Raw genomic sequence first — 15,915 nt, 5'->3', positions numbered from 1 at the left:
GGTTTTTTGGACAGGCTCGTACTTTGTGGCTAGTTGCGGAGGGGTGACAATTGAGACATTAAAACAGTATGTCGAGAATCAAACTGCCCCCTGATTCATCCCATCGCCGGAGGCGAGGGTCTTCTCAGGGTTAAAGATAATAAAACCTGAAAACGTTGTAGCATTGACAAGGCAGGTTAAGACACGGTAATTTCTTCCGTGACTAACTTGGATCGCAGTCCATTCAGGTGCGATCGCTCATGTTGGGCGGTCATCATGACATTGAGTAAATCCGGCATTTCTTGACGACAGTTGGGACAATACCAGTAGGTGCGACCTTTTTGGGCGAACATGAGCATTCGTTGGGAACAACAAGGACAAGGAATCATGATATATACACAAATGTTATAAAAAGCAGGTATGTTATTGGGGCTTACCCCAATTTCAGTTTATGTAGAGAAGCCCAAACTGCGTGTAAAGAAAACTTACACAGTTCAGCCCAAATCCTAGCCTATTCCTGGTCGGATGAGATGTATGCCACATCTGCTACACAATTGCCATAAAATTAAATTTTTGTTTCGGAACGCCATGGTTCTACTACTGCTCTGTAGCGGACTGTGCTTGAGTTCAGTTGCCCTTGCAGCACCTACTCCTCCTTCTGTAAATTTATTGCAACATTGGCAACAAGAATTACAGCAACAGCAACAGGAGGTTCAACAAGAAAGCGATCGCTTGGCTAATATTGAAGAAGCGGCCCAACGGTATCGGTCCCGGTTGAAACACAATGTTCGTCTCATGGACTTGCAACTGGACTATTATGAAGAACAGTTACAAGTGGCCAATCGAGATTTGGGGAAACTAGAACAAGACTTAGGGAAAGAACGGAAAAGTTACGCGCCAAAACTAAAAGCGACCATTGCTCGATTACGCTTTTTACAACGTCAGTCAGTGGCCAGTCATGGATGGGGTTGGTTATTAGGAAGTAAGGATATTAACGAATTTTTTGATCGTCGGGCCCGACTGAAACGGGTGTATCAAGCAGACCGCAAACATCTCCAAGAATTACAGCGAACCGCCAATAAAATTAAAGCGCGAAAAGCCGACATTCAGCAACAAAAAGAGAATATTGCTCAGTTGCGATCGCAAATTCTCCAACAACAACAAGATATTAAAACCCAACTGGCCATTCAAGAAGACTTACTGAACCGATTAAAGACCGATCAAACCACCTTAGTTGCGGTTCAACAACAACTCGAAGCAGACTCGGAAGGATTAATGGAATTAATCCAAGATCGGGTGTCACGGAGTCCTTCTTTTATTGTAGGGGGGACAGGTCAATTTATGCGGCCTCATAATGCCCAAATTACCAGTAAATTTGGCTGGCGGAAACATCCCATTTTGGGAGGAAAACGACTACATGCGGGGATTGATTTTGGGGGAAGTTATGGGAGTCCTATTTTTGCCGCAGATAGTGGAACGGTGATTTTTGCCGGGTGGTATGGAGGATATGGCAAAACGGTGGTCATTGACCACGGTGGGGGGGTTACGACGTTATACGGTCATACCCGTAAAATTAATGTGAAGGAAGGACAACCGATTAAGCAGGGAGCTAATATTGCTGAGGTAGGTTCAACGGGTCTTTCTACGGGGCCCCATCTCCATTTTGAACTCCGTAAAGGGGGAAAACCTGTTGATCCGTTACAATATTTGGGGAATGGGTAATTGGTGATTGGTAATTGGTGATAGGAAAGATGGAGGAGATGGGGAAGATGGGGAAGAACAAACAACAAACTATTCCCAGTTCCGGAGTTCCCTGTTCCCTTGTTTACAAACAACAAACAACCAATAAAAAAATCAAATAAAAACTAAAGGCTTATTTTTTAAAGGGGCAAAGGCTTCCGCATCGAAGCGGTATAAACTGGCGGGACGGCCTGCACCTCTTGAAACTTTTATTCCCGTATCCGACAAAAACCCTAACTTTAATAAACGAGTCCGAAAATTAGAATAATCGGAGAAATTTTCCCCTAATATGGTACAATATAATTGATACACTTCATTTAAGGTAAATAAATCCGGTAATACATCAAACGCAATGGGACTATATTCTAATTTATTGCGTAAGCGTTGATAGCCATAATTGAGGATTTTATTGTGATCAAATGCCAATTGCGGGATTTTTTGCAACATAAACCATGCCGTCATTCCCCCTTGATTAAATAATAATTCTGCCTCCTCAAAGCGGACCAAGGCAAAATAACTCACCGATAAATAACGATCGCCGAAACTCTCTTTCGCTTCTCTGGGGTCTCGGCCTGGATTCCCAAAGGTGTATAATTGCTCTAAATAGAGATTTTCCACCTTAATTTTCTCGGACAAGATCCGATGGGCCGCATCTTCGAGAGACTCCCCTTCTCGGACTAATGTCCCCGGTAAACTCCAAGAATTGGCAAAAGGGTCTTGGAGTCGTTTGACTAATAACGCTAAAAGGCGATTATTGGCCGTATCAACAGAAAAAATAACATTATCCACCCCAACCTTAAATTCCGCGAGGGGATGCTTTGGGTGGGGTTGGGGTTGGGGATTATAACTCATAAAGATAGAATCTGCGCAATAGATAACTCCCAAGGGTGTAGGTTACGTTAAGACGCATATAATTGTTGTTGGTGAATGTAGTCTTCAACTAAGGGAATGACAACAGTGCGATCGCCCCGATCGCGGTATGCGGTAGAAGATACATTAGGGGCCTGAAAATCTGCGATCGCGTAATTAGCCCCCATCTCCTCTAACCCCTGTATATCCTCATGTTGCACCGAATAACCCGGTCGTGGCACAATCAACAATTGTACCTGTTTGAGTAACTCCTGCGCTTTATACCAACGGGTGACTTGGCCCGCTAAATCCGATCCTACCACCAAGACAAACTCCGTCTCCTCCCCCCAAATCACCTTCGCTTGTTCCACCGTCTCAATACTCCGAGAACTACTGAGATCACGCCGCAACAGAATATTATGATAAGGCGGTTGAATCTCCCGGATCACTAACCGCAACATCATCATACGGTGATCGAGAGACGTTTGATGGGACTTAAACGGATTATCGGAAGCCCAAACCGCCACCAGATCATAACGCTCTGCTAACCAGCGTAAAATAGCTTGGTGGCCTGCCGTTGGCGGATCAGCACTGGTCCCAAAAAGGGCGATTTTAGTTGGAGAGGGGGTATTATTCATAGCGCATTTTTTCTTGTAGTCGTTGTAAACTTGGAGAAATTTGAACCGTCACAGGACTCCCATTATCCACTTGACGGGTGTTTGGGGAAAGGGCAGCCACCGACTGGCGACTACGTTGACGCAGACTGTCTAAGGATTCCGTCTCAAAAACCCGTTTTCCTTGCTGCATCACCTGTTGTAATAAAGGCGTTTCTCCCGCTTCTGGCGCGTCTTCAGCCAGTCCGAGGCGATCATAGTCCCCATGACGAAACACTTGTTTGCGTCCCGCATAAGTCGCTTTATCACTGGATTCCTTTTTAGTAGGAATCCCGTCAATTTCCACTAACTTGTAAACCCCATTCACGGGTTGGCCAGTGACTAACTTGGTGCCAATTCCATACCCCTCAATGAGGGCCCCCGCTTGGGTGAGTTGTTGAATTTCCCATTCATCCATATCCCCACTGGCAAAAATCGTGGCTTCGGGAAGATGCGATCGCACGGCCTGAGACAACGCCACTAAATCCCCAGAATCCAGACGAACCCCCGTCACTTGAGTTTCTCCCCCCTTCACCTGGGCCGCCAACCGCTTGGCCGCGTCCAAGGTGTCGTAAGTATCAATGAGTAAAGGGGCCGTCGGAAAATAGCGAGAAAACGCCGCAAACGCCTCATCCTCCTCCCCCGATAATGCCGTAAACGCCATCACCAGAGAATGGGCCATGGTCCCTGACGGTTTCTGGCCCAACTGCAAGGCCGCCAACACATTAGAAGTCGCATCCAACCCCCCCGCTAACGCTGCTCTGGCCGCCCAGAGAGAGGCTTGGGGACTAAACGCCCGTCTTGTGCCGAATTCCAGTAATTTCACCTCCTCTCCCGCCACATCTCGAATACGAGCCGCCCTCGTAGCCACAAGACTTTGATAATTGATAACATTTAATAAATAAGTTTCCACTAACTGCGCTTGCCAAAGGGGAGCATCCACCCGCAACATCGGTTCATAGGGAAAAATTGCCGTCCCTTCCGGCACTGCCCACACATCCCCTAAAAACTCACCTGTTTCAAGGATCGACCAAAAGCGATCGGGAGCATGAGCAAAAATCCCCGTCTCTTGTAACGCTTGAATTTGCTCAGGACTAAACGAGAGATTTTCCAAATAATCCAAGACTTGTTCCAGTCCCATGGCCAGCAAATACCCAAACTGGTCCGGCAAACGACGGGTAAACAGTTCAAAGCTGGCGGGTTTATTTTCAATCCCTTCCCCGGTATAGCAAGCAGCCATCGTCAGTTGATAGAGATCAGTCAGCAAGCTGTAGTCTTGGGGGGAAAGCAGAAGTTGGCGAGCTTGACGCATAAGGAGTTTACTGTACGCTCAAAAGAAGTTATTTTAATTATAGTGATTTTCACCAAAATTCAAAGGGGTGGTTGTTGTTGGTTGTTTGTTGTTTGTGAAAAAGGGAACAGGGAACAGTAATCAGTTGTTACTCCCCATCCTCCCCATCCTCCCCATCTCCCCAACTTGGGGAAATGGGAGTTAACGTTGGCTCAATTTTTCCCCAGTGCGTAAAATTTGAGCCGCTAAAATTGCCGCCCCAAAGCCATTATCAATATTGACGACTCCAATTCCGGCGGCACAAGAGTTTAACATGGAGAGTAAGGCTGCTATTCCCCCAAAACTTGCCCCATATCCTACACTGGTGGGGACGGCAACCACGGGACAATTGACTAATCCTCCGACAACACTAGGTAATGCTCCTTCCATGCCTGCGACTACAATTAAGACATCAGCATTATCTAGCATTTGCCGATTACTTAATAATCGTTGAATGCCCGAAACCCCGACATCCCACAACCGTTGTACCGGAAACCCCATTAATTCTGCGGTGATGGCTGCTTCTTCGGCCACGGGGAGATCAGCCGTTCCTGCGGTGAGGAGGGTAATTTCTCCTTGTTGCGGTGGCCGGGGTTCAGGGGTCCCTAATGCACAAATTCTGGCCATTTCATAATACTGCACGGCGGGTAAACGGCGTTGGATTTGCTCATATATGGGGGGGGAGATGCGAGTGGCCATGATCACCCTTTGTACCCCGCGCATTCGGTCCATAATTTTAATAATTTGCTCTGGGGTTTTATCTTGTCCCCAGATGACTTCAGGAAATCCGGTGCGGGCTTGTCGATGTTGGTCAATTTTGGCAAAATGCTCTACAGGTTCGTAGGCGATCGCTTTGAGTTTTTCTTGGGCTTGAGTAGGGCTGATATACCCCGCAGCAACCGCTTCTAAGATCATTTGTAGCGTTTCCCGACCGGACATAGAAGTTAATGAAGAATGAGAGGGGTTTGAAATTGAGCGATCGCTCAATTTTTTGTTTTATTTTCAAAATAAAATTATATCATAAAATTAGAACTTTTCACAACAATTACTAGGAACAGAAAAAGGAATAATGAAAACCGAGATTTTAGATGATGCCAAGGTGCTTAACATTCTCTTTCACCCTAGACCCGAAACCAATGCGAAAGCCTTGGATAAAGAAGCGATTCCTTGGACGATTCAACTAGAGGATGAGGTACAAATTGGCGGTTGGCTGTATCCGTCTAAATCGGCGGAATATCCGGCGATTTTGTTCTTTCATGGCAATGGAGAATTAGCAGCAGATTATCATGCGTTGGCGGAGTTTTTTACCGACCGTAAAATGACCTTTTGTGTGGTGGATTATCGGGGATATGGCCGCAGTGAAGGTACACCCACCGCGAGTAATTTATTAGCCGATGCTCACCCAATTTTTAAAGCCTTCTCGCAAATTTTAGCCGAGCATGACTTGAACCCTGCAAAACGCTATGTGATGGGACGAAGTTTAGGCAGTGTTCCGGCAATTGAGTTAGCTTATCACTATGGGGAAGATTTGGATGGTTTAATTGTGGAAAGTGGCTTTGTTGATACCTATAGTTTAATTCAACGGTTAGGGGGAAGTTGTCCCGAATTTGATGATAATTTGGAGGGGTTTGGCAATGGACGGAAGTTGTTAACTTGTACGTTACCTACTTTAATTTTACATGGAGAAGAAGATACGTTAATTCCTATTACAGAAGCAGAGGAGTTATATAGTTGTTGTGCGTCTGATGATAAGTTTTTAAGACGTATTCCTCAAGCGGGACATAATACGGTGATGGTAGTGGGGATGGCCGAAGGTGAACCGATCTATTTTGATACCCTGCAACGGTTTATTTTTCAACATGAGCAATTCCGAGAGGAGACAGAGTTATATTTTGAAGGGGAATAATTTAGTTCAATTGTTAAAAAAAATCTCTCCTCGCGGTGAGGAGAGAGCCTATTTTCTTGGGCAAAATGGGGATTAAAAAAGCGAATTAACAGTAGTTTTTGTAAACCCCATCGAGGAGTAAATTGAAGGCTTTAGCTGCTTTTTCGGTAGCAGCGATCGCATCTTGTTGTTGCTCCTCAGTTTCGCAGAGTTGAGTTAACGCTTCGCGGGTTTGCTGACTGTGAATTTCGTCGGCTTTTTCGTGAACCGTAAAGAAAGCGAGAGCTTCCTCTGCATCAATGTTATAATATTCTTTGAGTCCCTCAATTTTAGTGGTGGAAACTTCAGGAATTTGCGACTCATAAGCATAGAGCGCAGCTAACCCAACCGCCGGGTTTTCATCCCGCGCTAAAGTTTTCAGGGTTTCCACAGATTCCTTGGTTTCTTCAAGGGTTTCCCGGTTTAAAACCGCTTCCCGATCTACCCCTAAACCTTCCGCAAAGCGTAACCATAATTCCGGGTGGTTAGAACTTCCCCATTCTTCTTCCATGAGGTTTTCTAACAACATCTGACGAATTTTCAAGTTATCACAAGCGGCGTGAGTGGCACTCACATAGGTGGGGAAATTGTGAACTTGTAAATAATATTCTTGGGCATACTCCTGCAACATTGGGAGCGTGAGTTTCCCTTCATTCCAGAGTTGGTAGAAAGGGTGCTTGAGTAAATGATGCTGATCGATCATGGCATCAATCTGAGTCAGAAAATCTTGTCCAGTGAGTTTAGCGTCTGTTGCTACCATTTGCAGTGAGTTCCTATTATTTGGTTGTCTTGGCTCAATTTATCACGATTTTCTGCCAAATGACGTTAAATTCGCAATTTTTCTTTAAGAAAACTGGGGTTGAGGTATTATCGCAGATTTTATCCCCTCAGTCTGTACAGCAGGTTACGCAGGGAGCAATTCGTTGTTTTGCCTGTCTTGAGGAGAGTATAGGCCAATACGGTGCGGCCCAGGTAGCTGACCATTTTCCCGATTTTTATAAAATTAATAATCGCTCTACCTCGGTTCATTTGAGGGCCTTAGATGACTTTCAATTGCTTGTTGCTCCTCTTGAGCAAGTTGTTGAGCTTGCTGATAAATGCGATCAGGTAAATTGAGAGTAATAGGAGTGGTCATAAAACCGTTTACTGATTACTGATTACTGATTACTGTACCATCTCCACCTGAAACACCTCCGCAAAAGCAGTAATCACCTGCTGACGTACAGTTTCCAAGGACACCTCCCCCACAAACTGCTGTAAACTGCCCACAGGTTTATCGGTAATCCCGCAGGGAACAATGCACTCAAACCCGCTTAAATCGGGACAGACATTAAACGCAAACCCGTGCATGGTAATCCATCGCTTCACTTTAATGCCAATGGCCGCCACCTTATATCCTTCCACCCAAACCCCCGTTAACCCCTCAATGCGAGTCCCCTGTAACCCATATTCTGCCAAAACACAAATGATCACCTCCTCCAACTGTCGCAAATACCAATGTAAATCTTGCCGATAGTGACGTAAATCCAGAATCGGATATCCCACCAGTTGACCTGGACAATGATACGTCACCTCTCCCCCTCGTTCCGTGCGGTGTAACTCGTAGGGTTGGGTTTCTGGGTCAAACTTGAGATGCTCTGGGGTGCTACCTGTCCCTAGGGTGTAAACCGGGGGATGTTCGAGGAGAAGCAGTACATCTTCCAAGGTCGGATCGTGCAATTTGGAAGTAAGAAGCGATCGCTGCTTTTCCCAAGCGGTTAAGTATGGGACAAGTCCCATGACCTGAATCCAGCAGCGATGCTTTCGTTTCTCCATTTTCCAGTGCGAAAATCTATCGTAATTTAAAGGGGTTGTCAAGGCCATTTTTGAGCAATGATCCGGGAAAGACGCTATTAATGGGGGATTAACCGATTACGAGTTAAAAATAAAAATCAGTTGCACAGTCCAATCTTTGGTATTCTGGCGCACAATCTGAATCTGTTTCAAAAACTCCCGAAAATAGAACCGTCGTTCCGCTTCTGATAAGTCAAACCAAAATTGTGGAAGGGAAACCGTTTGCGCGATCGCGCCTAAATTTTCCGGAGGCAGTTGGCTGAGTTTCTCTTGCAATTGAGCCATTTCCGTCTGTAACTGGTATTGTCTCAGATCGGCGGTAGTTGCGTCGAGAATGCCCTGTTGGTGTAAATCCGCCACTTGTTGACAAATCACCTGTTTCTCGCCAATTTGAGCCATTATTCCCCCTCTCACTGCCCCTAAATCCGTTCCGGGTTGTTGGGAGACGGCCTGGGGTAACGTTTGGCAAATAGTATAAACGGTGCGGTTGAGTAACGTCTCATAGGGAATCCCCTTACATTTAGGACGGTTGGGACAACTCACGGGACGCACATAGCAATAGTCCTTCCCCTTCCCCCGTGAAGTGGTCCGGGTAATCCTCATAGAGGAGTCACAGTGCTGACACACCACCAACCCCGTGAGAGAATGAGAGGCACTGGCCGTCCTGGGGGGTAAACGGCGATTTCTCCGCAACAAACGGTCAATTTGGGCCGCTTCTTCCCTTGTCAGGATGGGGATATGGGTATTGGCAATCACTTCGCCATTTTGATATTGTAAGTCACCCCGATAGACCACATTGGTTAACCACCGTTGGCCCGTAGTGACGGAGATTTTTTTGCCGTATTTTTTCTCCAAATAACCCACGGCCTCCCGCAGGGACCCAAAGAGAAGATAGCGTTCAAAAAAGGCTTTGACAAGGGGGGCTGTACTCCGGTCTAAAATATAGCGTTCTTTGCCCCTACGATAGCCATAGGGAGCTTTTCCGGGGGGTGGGAGACGTTTGATACGGTTTTTAGCATGACCGCGACGTAAGCGACGACGACGTTGTTCTCGTTGAATTTCGCTGAGGAGTTGTAAAAAGGTGGGGTGTGAGGAGGTGTAGGATTGTTCGGTGGTAATAATTTCAATGTCTTTCCCTTCCAAGTGGCTGAGGTGTTGACTCACCTGTTCGAGGGTTTCTCCTAATTCTTCTAACCGTCGTAGGAGGAGGTAGTCGGGGGGAGTATCTTCGCAGGTTTGTAGGAGGGTGTGGAGTTGGGTGCGGTTGCCTAAGTCCCGAAACACGCGATCGCACTCCACCCCCCAAATTCCCGCATCGGGAGGCGATTCTAATAAGGGATCGCTATATAAATAGGCAAAGATCATTTTTTTGGGTAATGGGTAATAGGTAATAGGTGATAGGTAATAGGAGAAAACACCTAATTGTTTATTGCTTATTTTTCATGGCCTATTGTTCATTGCTTATTGCTTATTGTTCATTGACTTCTATAATATTGCCATCGGGGTCTTTTACAAATAATGCAGCACGACCGGAAGAACTCATTTGAAAAGGGATATTGTGTTCAGTTAATCGCCGCTTTAACGGAGCTAAATCTTGAATCTGTAACGCTAAATGAGCATTTCTGCCCCATTTTTCCTCATTATAGGTCTTTGGCTCCACCGCTTCATTGACCATTAAATGAATTTGATAGTCTCCCACTTGATACCATTCCCCCGGAAAATTTAAGTTTCTTTCCGCTTGATTCAGTTCTAAAATCCCTTCATAAAAAGACTTAGCTTGGTTGAGGTCTGAAACTAAAATTGCTGTATGTAATCCTTGGGTAATTTCCATGATTATTTTAAGTTATCTACAGAATGAATACATGAATAGAAACTAAATTTTTAGCCTTGGGTTCAAACCCAAGGCTAAACAGGTCAAAGAATACCATCAGAGACAACTTCTTGAATCACTTCCCCTGACTCTAATTTTAAAACAGAGTCGCCATACCCATCTTTAGCCCATACCTGCACCGACTGCACTTGGAAATATAACACCCGGTTATTACTGGTAATCACCGGAACATCCGCCTCAGTGCCAGGAGAGGGTAAAATGCTGATCAGGTGGTCGCTTTGCTTACGGAATTGAATGGTTTGTGTGCCGATATCCCCGCGACTCACTTGACGGATGGTGTCTAACTGTAACCGCTTCGCGTAACCCTGCTGCGTCACAATCAGCACCTCCTGCTGAGGGTTTACCGTAGCACACCCCACAATCCTTTCATTCACCCGCACTCGTGTGGCTTGATTTCCTTGGGCCGTGCGTCCCATAATCGGCATTTGTTGGTCATCGACGGGGAAACGGACGATGCGGCCCGCAGAGGTGGCAATTAACACTTGTTCTTTCTCTGTAGCCCAGCCAATATACTGCAAGGCATCCTCAGCTTTAATTTTAATTAACTGGGCCCCTCGATTGGTTAACCCTTCTAATTCTGACCCGGCAAGGCGTTTAATCCGCCCTTTTTCGGTCATTAAGACGAGGAAATGCTTGTTTAGGTCTTTTGGGACAAAAAAGTGTTTTAACGTGCCTTCTCGCTTATTCTGGACGCTACTGGGGAGGAGTTGTATTAGGGGTGTAGTCCGTCCCCCAGAGGAGGGGATGTCGGCGACGGTGATGGGGTAGGCTTTACCGCTTTCGGTGATGGTGATCAGTTGGGAACGTTGTGAAATGGGTTGGCGGAAAATGACGATATCTTCCGGTTTTTTGGCGGGTTTGACTTTGGGGGGGGGAGAATGCCAACAAATGGCCCCTTTGCGGTTAATTTCAACAACCGCATCTTTAGGGATGGGGGTTTGCAGGTCGAGATCAAGGACGGGGGAGGGGGTGGAACTGCCTTTTTTGCTGGTTTTGGGCGGTTCGATTTCTTTCAGGGGCCGAATGCGGGTGCGTCGTTGGTCGCTAAATTTCCGTTTGAGACTGCGGAGGTCTTTTTTCAGGGTTTTTAAGAGTTCCTTGCGATCGCGCAATAATAATTCCAGTTGCGCGATCTGCTCCTGTAATTCCTGCTGTTCCGTTTCCAGTTTTTGCCGTTCCAACCCCGTCAACCGACGTAGAGGCATGGCTAAAATAGAATCGGCCTGAGAGTCACTAATCCCCAAACGCTCCTGTAAAGTTCCCTTCGCGGTCGTCCCATCCGGTGCATTCCGTAAAATATCAATCACCTCATCTAACTGATTCAAGGCCGCCAAAAGCCCTTCCACCAAATGAATCCGCCGTTGAGCTTGCTCTAACTCATCCGTATAACGACGGGTGAGGGTTTCCTCTCTAAATCGCAGAAACTCCTCTAAAATCTCCCGTAAACTCAACTGACAGGGTTTATTATTCACCAGCGTCAGTAAAATCACCCCAAAGTTTTGCTGGAGGGGGGTTTGCTTGTAGAGTTGTCGCAGCAATTCTTGGGGTTTACCGTCCCGTTTTAATTCAATCACCACTCGCATTCCGTCGCGATCGCTCTCATCCCGAATATCCCCAATCCCATCAACTTTCCCTTGGTTCACCAAATCCGCCACTTTTTCAATCCAAGCGGCCTTATTCACCTGAAAGGGTAACTCCGTAATCACAATCACGGGTTTAGTCCTGCGACGTTTCCCCGTCCGTATCTGCTCAATGCGCGTCACCCCCCGCACCGGAATAATTCCCCGGCCCGTGCGATAAGCATCCTCAATCCCTTTCGTATCCACAATTTCCCCCCCCGTCGGGAAATCCGGCCCCGGAATTAATTTCCAGAGTTTCTCATCACTTAAATTCGGTTTATCAATCAGCGCAATTAACCCATCCACCAACTCCCCCAAATTGTGCGGCGGAATATTGGTAGCCATCCCCACCGCAATCCCAGAACACCCATTCAGCAAGAGATTCGGCAACTGTGCAGGCAGTACAACAGGTTCTTGTTGGGAATTATCAAAATTACTGGTGAAATCAATCACCGCATCGCTAATTTCCCCTAACATGGATTGTTGAGCAATGGGGGCCAAGCGGGTTTCCGTGTAGCGCATGGCCGCTGGGGGGTCATTATCCACCGAGCCAAAATTGCCATGACCCGCTAACAAAGGATAACGGGAAGAAAACACCTGCACCATCCGCACCAGAGCATCATACACCGCCTGATCCCCATGGGGGTGGTATTTCCCCAACACATCCCCCACCACACGAGCGCATTTCCGAAAAGGACGGTCTGGCGTGAGTCCGAGTTCGTGCATAGCATAGAGAATGCGACGGTGGACAGGTTTAAGGCCATCTCGCACATCAGGTAAAGCACGCCCAACAATCACGCTCATGGCATATTCTAAATATGACCGTTCCATTTCCGTATGGAGGGCAGTGGGAATAATTTGTGCAGTCCCGATGAGGTCAAGCTGTTTGGCCATGAGTTTTGCGTTTCCTTGATAATTTCTTACAGCGAAGGGTGATGACGGATTACCCTAGTAATGGGAATATTACAGATAGAAGGATTGTTGACGCGAATTTCGAGTAATTTGCATCTCCTAGATTGGACTGAGTGAAGCACCTATGACAACCGTTTTGATTGTAGAAGACGATCCCATTAATCTCCGGGTTTTTTCTAAAATTTTGAAGAAACGTGGGGGTCTAGAGGTGCGTGGCACCGAGGACGTGGAAGAAGTCATGCAGGCTGCCCAAGGCCGAGAGGTAGATATTATTTTAATGGATGTCTCTCTGGCCCATAGCGTTTATCAGGGGAAAGCAGTCGATGGGATTAAAATTACCCAAATGCTGAAAGCAGACCCCCAAACGGCCTCTTTACCCATTGTCCTCGTCACTGCCCACGCTATGGAAGGCGACCGAGAAAATTTCCTCAAGCAAAGTGGGGCCGATGGCTATATTTCTAAACCTATCGTGGATCACCAACAGTTTGTTGATGACATTCGCCAATATCTTCCCACGGCGGAGGAGTGAGCGAAAAAGGGCGGACAAAGCATCGGGGAGCGTGACGTTCGCTCCCGATTTTTGCCTTGGGCCTGTGGTCTCTCCCAGATAGAATTTTTGTACTATAATTCGCCTTTCTTTGGCAAGTAATCTTCCCTGAGAGGGAATTGGCCGAGAGAGGGGGGCGACTGAATTTACCGACTGACAATGGCTTGCATTTGGGGGGTACTGAGAAACGTCCGCGTATCTTCGAGCAGTTTCTCTCCCCAGAGGTTTTTGCGGAGAAATTCAATTTCCCCATAACTAGGATCAAGATTTAGGGCTGCTTCTCCCATGGCCAAGCCTTTTTCGGTGTCCCCTTGGGTATAAAGGGCCACAGCAATGGCCAATTTGGGTTCTGCCGCATCTGGGTCGATATCGAGAGCCGTTTCCCAGTCTTCCACCGCCCCGGTAATGTCCCCTTGTTCGTATTTTACGAGTCCCACGTTATTGATGGCGGGCCAAAATTCGGCATCTTGGGCAAAAGCCATTTGGTAGGAGGCAATTGCATCTCTATATTGACCCAACATCAAATGGGTATTTCCCAGATCAAACAACGCCTCCACCGAATTCGGCTCAAGTTCCAAGCCTTTCTCCAAATGCTGTAACGCCAACTCATACTGTTCAGTTTGGAAATAAGCAGACCCCAAAGTAAAGCGAATCCCCGCTTCTTCCGGGGCCAACTCCAACGCCCGTTGTAACACCTCCAGGCCCTGATCAAACTCCTGCTGCTGAATATACAAACTGCCCAACACAAACCAAGACTGAAACACATTCGGAGCTAACTGCGTCGCTAACTTAGCCCGAGGTAACGCTTGGTCATATTGTTCAAAGCGCACTAACTGCACAGCATCTTGTACAAGAGCAATGCCATTTTCTTCTAACTCTTGGACTTCAACCTGTAAGGTATAAGGTAACAGGGCTTGTCCCGCCGCAGGTAACGCCACCTGCAAAGACCCAGCAATTGCCAAAATTGAAAACAACCAGTTACGATTCGGCACAGTACAGCCTCAACTTCTCATCATCTACCATTTATACATATTGTCACACTTGGCATGATCGATCAGCTTTGTTATGACCCTTCTTAACCTGTCCCCAATCACGAAGAACCCTCTCCCTTGGATTATTGGCCTAGTTGGCGGTGGCATTGTTGTCCTCGGTGTCACCACCTACACCGTCGTCATGGGAGACGCAACTCGCTTTGACTTAGACGAATATACGGTCCCTGCCACCGAACAAACCCTCCGTCTCGAAGTGGAGGCCAGTGGCACTGTTATCCCCATTGAAAACGTCAACCTCAGCCCCACCCAAGCGGGAATTGTCCAACGTCTCCTCGTTGAACAGGGAATGCGCGTTGAAGAAGGGCAACCCATTGCTGTGATGGATAATGAAATTATTCAGGCCCAAGGAGCGCAAGCGGAAGCCAACTTACAACAGGCCGCCGCCTCTCTCCAAGAGCAACAAGTCCGCATTACCCAACAAGTGAACCAGGCCCGGGCCCGGGTGGCCGCTGCCCAAGCGCGAGTGCAAGAGGCCCAAGCGAGAATTCCCACCGAAGTCCGACAAGCGGAAGCGCAAATTATGGCCGCCCAAGAGCGTGTCAAACGGGCAGAGGCCCGCCTTCAACGCTACGAAGCCCCGGTTCAAGAGGGGGCTATTTCTTTGAATAATGTGGATGATGTGGCCTTGGAATACCGCCAAGCCGCCGCCCAACTGGCCGAAGCGCAACTGGCCCGACAACGGGCAGTGTCCACGGCCCAACCGGAAATTACGGAATTACAAGCCAGTTTGGCTGAAGCGGAAGCCGCCCGCCAAGAAGCGGAACGCAGCGCCCAAGCGGAAATTGCCCAACTACAAGCGGCGGCTAAACAAGCTCAGGCGCAGTTAAAGGAGGTGCAAGTGCGGTTTGAGGATAGTCTCATTACTGCCCCGTTTGATGGCATTATCACGCAAAAATACGCCACTCAGGGCGCGTTTGTGGCCCCTAGTACCTCTGCCTCGGTGACGGCCTCGGCTACTTCAACGTCTATTGTGGCTATTGCCAGGGGGTTGGAGGTGTTGGCCCGGGTGCCAGAAGTGGATATTCCCAACGTGCGACCTCGGCAACCTGTGGAAATTCGCGCTGATGCTTACCCAAACCAGGTTTTTCGGGGGGCGGTGCGTTTGGTCGCCCCAGAGGCGGTTGTGGAGCAGAATGTGACTTCTTTTGAGGTGCGTATCGCTCTCGCGCCGGAGGTGGAGGCGTTACTGTCTGGGATGAATGTGGATGTGACGTTTTTAGGACAACAGTTGGGGCAAGCGTTAACTATTCCTACGGTGGCGGTGGTGACGCAAGATGGAGACCAGGGGGTTTATGTTCTCAATGCCAATAATGAACCGGAGTTTAAGGAGGTGACATTGGGACAAACGGTGGATGATCAAACTCAGGTTATTGCGGGACTTTCTCCTGGGGAACGGGTGTTTATTGATTTACCGGAAGGGAGTGATGTAGAAAATAATAATGAATAGTTATATACCTTGGGTTAAAACCCAAGGCTAATAGCTCAAACCCGTTAAAACGGGTTGATAGATGGACTTTCTCCCGTTTGAGGGGTTTTGCCAACGGAGTGTTAGCTCCCTTTATATACCTTGGGTTATATACCTTGGG

Annotated in this window: 17 protein-coding genes; 6 read left to right on the top strand and 11 right to left on the bottom strand. The window is 47.4% G+C overall.

Annotated elements, in window-relative coordinates; all coding sequences use genetic code 11:
- Window positions 1-94: transposase (locus PN462_RS08725; protein ID WP_272126642.1), on the top strand; the 94-nt coding region annotated here is incomplete at its 5' end.
- Between the two features lie 82 nt (window positions 95-176).
- Here PN462_RS08725 and PN462_RS08720 read toward each other — a convergent pair.
- Window positions 177-368 carry a hypothetical protein gene (locus PN462_RS08720; RefSeq protein WP_272127707.1) on the bottom strand — a complete coding sequence of 64 codons (192 nt, stop codon included), beginning with the start codon at window positions 366-368 and terminating at the stop codon, window positions 177-179.
- Between the two features lie 232 nt (window positions 369-600).
- On the opposite strand from PN462_RS08720, the gene PN462_RS08715 reads away from it, so the two are divergent.
- Entirely contained in the window at window positions 601-1,701 is a 1,101-nt protein-coding gene (locus PN462_RS08715; protein WP_272127706.1) for a murein hydrolase activator EnvC family protein, read from the top strand.
- Window positions 1,702-1,833: 132 nt separating this feature from the next.
- On the opposite strand, the gene PN462_RS08710 is transcribed toward PN462_RS08715, so the two are convergent.
- The 4 genes from PN462_RS08710 to larB form a co-directional block, all read right to left on the bottom strand.
- Complete coding sequence (locus PN462_RS08710) at window positions 1,834-2,571, bottom strand: NUDIX hydrolase (RefSeq protein WP_272127705.1); 738 nt, start codon at window positions 2,569-2,571, stop codon at window positions 1,834-1,836.
- 47 nt (window positions 2,572-2,618) lie between these two features.
- Window positions 2,619-3,206 carry a nicotinate-nucleotide adenylyltransferase gene (locus tag PN462_RS08705; protein ID WP_272127704.1) on the bottom strand — a complete coding sequence of 196 codons (588 nt, stop codon included), beginning with the start codon at window positions 3,204-3,206 and terminating at the stop codon, window positions 2,619-2,621.
- Window positions 3,199-4,533 carry a nicotinate phosphoribosyltransferase gene (locus PN462_RS08700; protein WP_272127703.1) on the bottom strand — a complete coding sequence of 445 codons (1,335 nt, stop codon included), beginning with the start codon at window positions 4,531-4,533 and terminating at the stop codon, window positions 3,199-3,201. Before PN462_RS08700 ends, PN462_RS08705 begins: the two co-directional genes overlap by 8 nt.
- Window positions 4,534-4,713: 180 nt before the next feature.
- Window positions 4,714-5,490 (bottom strand): nickel pincer cofactor biosynthesis protein LarB, encoded by a 777-nt coding sequence (gene larB / locus PN462_RS08695; RefSeq protein WP_272127702.1) that lies wholly within the window; start codon window positions 5,488-5,490, stop codon window positions 4,714-4,716.
- Window positions 5,491-5,620: 130 nt separating this feature from the next.
- On the opposite strand from larB, the gene PN462_RS08690 reads away from it, so the two are divergent.
- Window positions 5,621-6,457, top strand: a complete 837-nt coding sequence (locus PN462_RS08690) for an alpha/beta hydrolase (protein WP_272127701.1) — start codon at window positions 5,621-5,623, stop codon at window positions 6,455-6,457.
- 85 nt (window positions 6,458-6,542) lie between these two features.
- Here the strand turns inward: PN462_RS08690 and PN462_RS08685 are convergent, their stop codons facing one another.
- A complete protein-coding gene (locus PN462_RS08685) occupies window positions 6,543-7,235 on the bottom strand; it encodes a CADD family putative folate metabolism protein (protein WP_272127699.1) in 693 nt (230 codons plus the stop codon).
- Window positions 7,236-7,264: 29 nt separating this feature from the next.
- Here PN462_RS08685 and PN462_RS08680 point away from each other — a divergent pair, with 29 nt between their 5' ends.
- Window positions 7,265-7,591: a hypothetical protein gene (locus PN462_RS08680; RefSeq protein ID WP_272127697.1), complete on the top strand. Its 327-nt coding sequence runs from the start codon at window positions 7,265-7,267 to the stop codon at window positions 7,589-7,591.
- Between the two features lie 48 nt (window positions 7,592-7,639).
- Here PN462_RS08680 and lipB read toward each other — a convergent pair whose 3' ends face one another.
- From lipB to PN462_RS08660, 4 genes are all read right to left on the bottom strand, one after another.
- Window positions 7,640-8,290 (bottom strand): lipoyl(octanoyl) transferase LipB, encoded by a 651-nt coding sequence (gene lipB / locus PN462_RS08675; protein WP_272127696.1) that lies wholly within the window; start codon window positions 8,288-8,290, stop codon window positions 7,640-7,642.
- A gap of 96 nt (window positions 8,291-8,386) precedes the next feature.
- The gene (locus tag PN462_RS08670; RefSeq protein ID WP_272127695.1) at window positions 8,387-9,673 is read right to left on the bottom strand and encodes a recombinase family protein; all 1,287 of its coding nucleotides are present in this window, start codon (window positions 9,671-9,673) and stop codon (window positions 8,387-8,389) included.
- A gap of 103 nt (window positions 9,674-9,776) precedes the next feature.
- Complete coding sequence (locus tag PN462_RS08665) at window positions 9,777-10,139, bottom strand: VOC family protein (protein WP_272127694.1); 363 nt, start codon at window positions 10,137-10,139, stop codon at window positions 9,777-9,779.
- Between the two features lie 83 nt (window positions 10,140-10,222).
- Window positions 10,223-12,712 carry a DNA gyrase/topoisomerase IV subunit A gene (locus PN462_RS08660; RefSeq protein ID WP_272127693.1) on the bottom strand — a complete coding sequence of 830 codons (2,490 nt, stop codon included), beginning with the start codon at window positions 12,710-12,712 and terminating at the stop codon, window positions 10,223-10,225.
- A gap of 142 nt (window positions 12,713-12,854) precedes the next feature.
- Here PN462_RS08660 and PN462_RS08655 point away from each other — a divergent pair, with 142 nt between their 5' ends.
- The gene (locus tag PN462_RS08655; RefSeq protein WP_272127692.1) at window positions 12,855-13,259 is read left to right on the top strand and encodes a response regulator; all 405 of its coding nucleotides are present in this window, start codon (window positions 12,855-12,857) and stop codon (window positions 13,257-13,259) included.
- Window positions 13,260-13,423: 164 nt separating this feature from the next.
- On the opposite strand, the gene PN462_RS08650 is transcribed toward PN462_RS08655, so the two are convergent.
- Complete coding sequence (locus PN462_RS08650) at window positions 13,424-14,269, bottom strand: tetratricopeptide repeat protein (protein ID WP_272127691.1); 846 nt, start codon at window positions 14,267-14,269, stop codon at window positions 13,424-13,426.
- A 73-nt stretch (window positions 14,270-14,342) separates the two neighbouring features.
- Between PN462_RS08650 and PN462_RS08645 the strand changes: the two genes are divergently transcribed.
- A complete protein-coding gene (locus tag PN462_RS08645) occupies window positions 14,343-15,776 on the top strand; it encodes an efflux RND transporter periplasmic adaptor subunit (RefSeq protein ID WP_272127690.1) in 1,434 nt (477 codons plus the stop codon).
- The last annotated feature ends 139 nt before the right edge of the window (window positions 15,777-15,915 follow it).

This window comes from Spirulina sp. CS-785/01, from assembly GCF_028330525.1.
GTDB lineage: Bacteria > Cyanobacteriota > Cyanobacteriia > Cyanobacteriales > Spirulinaceae > JAQMSD01.
This window is presented reverse-complemented; position numbering and strand designations above follow the sequence as displayed.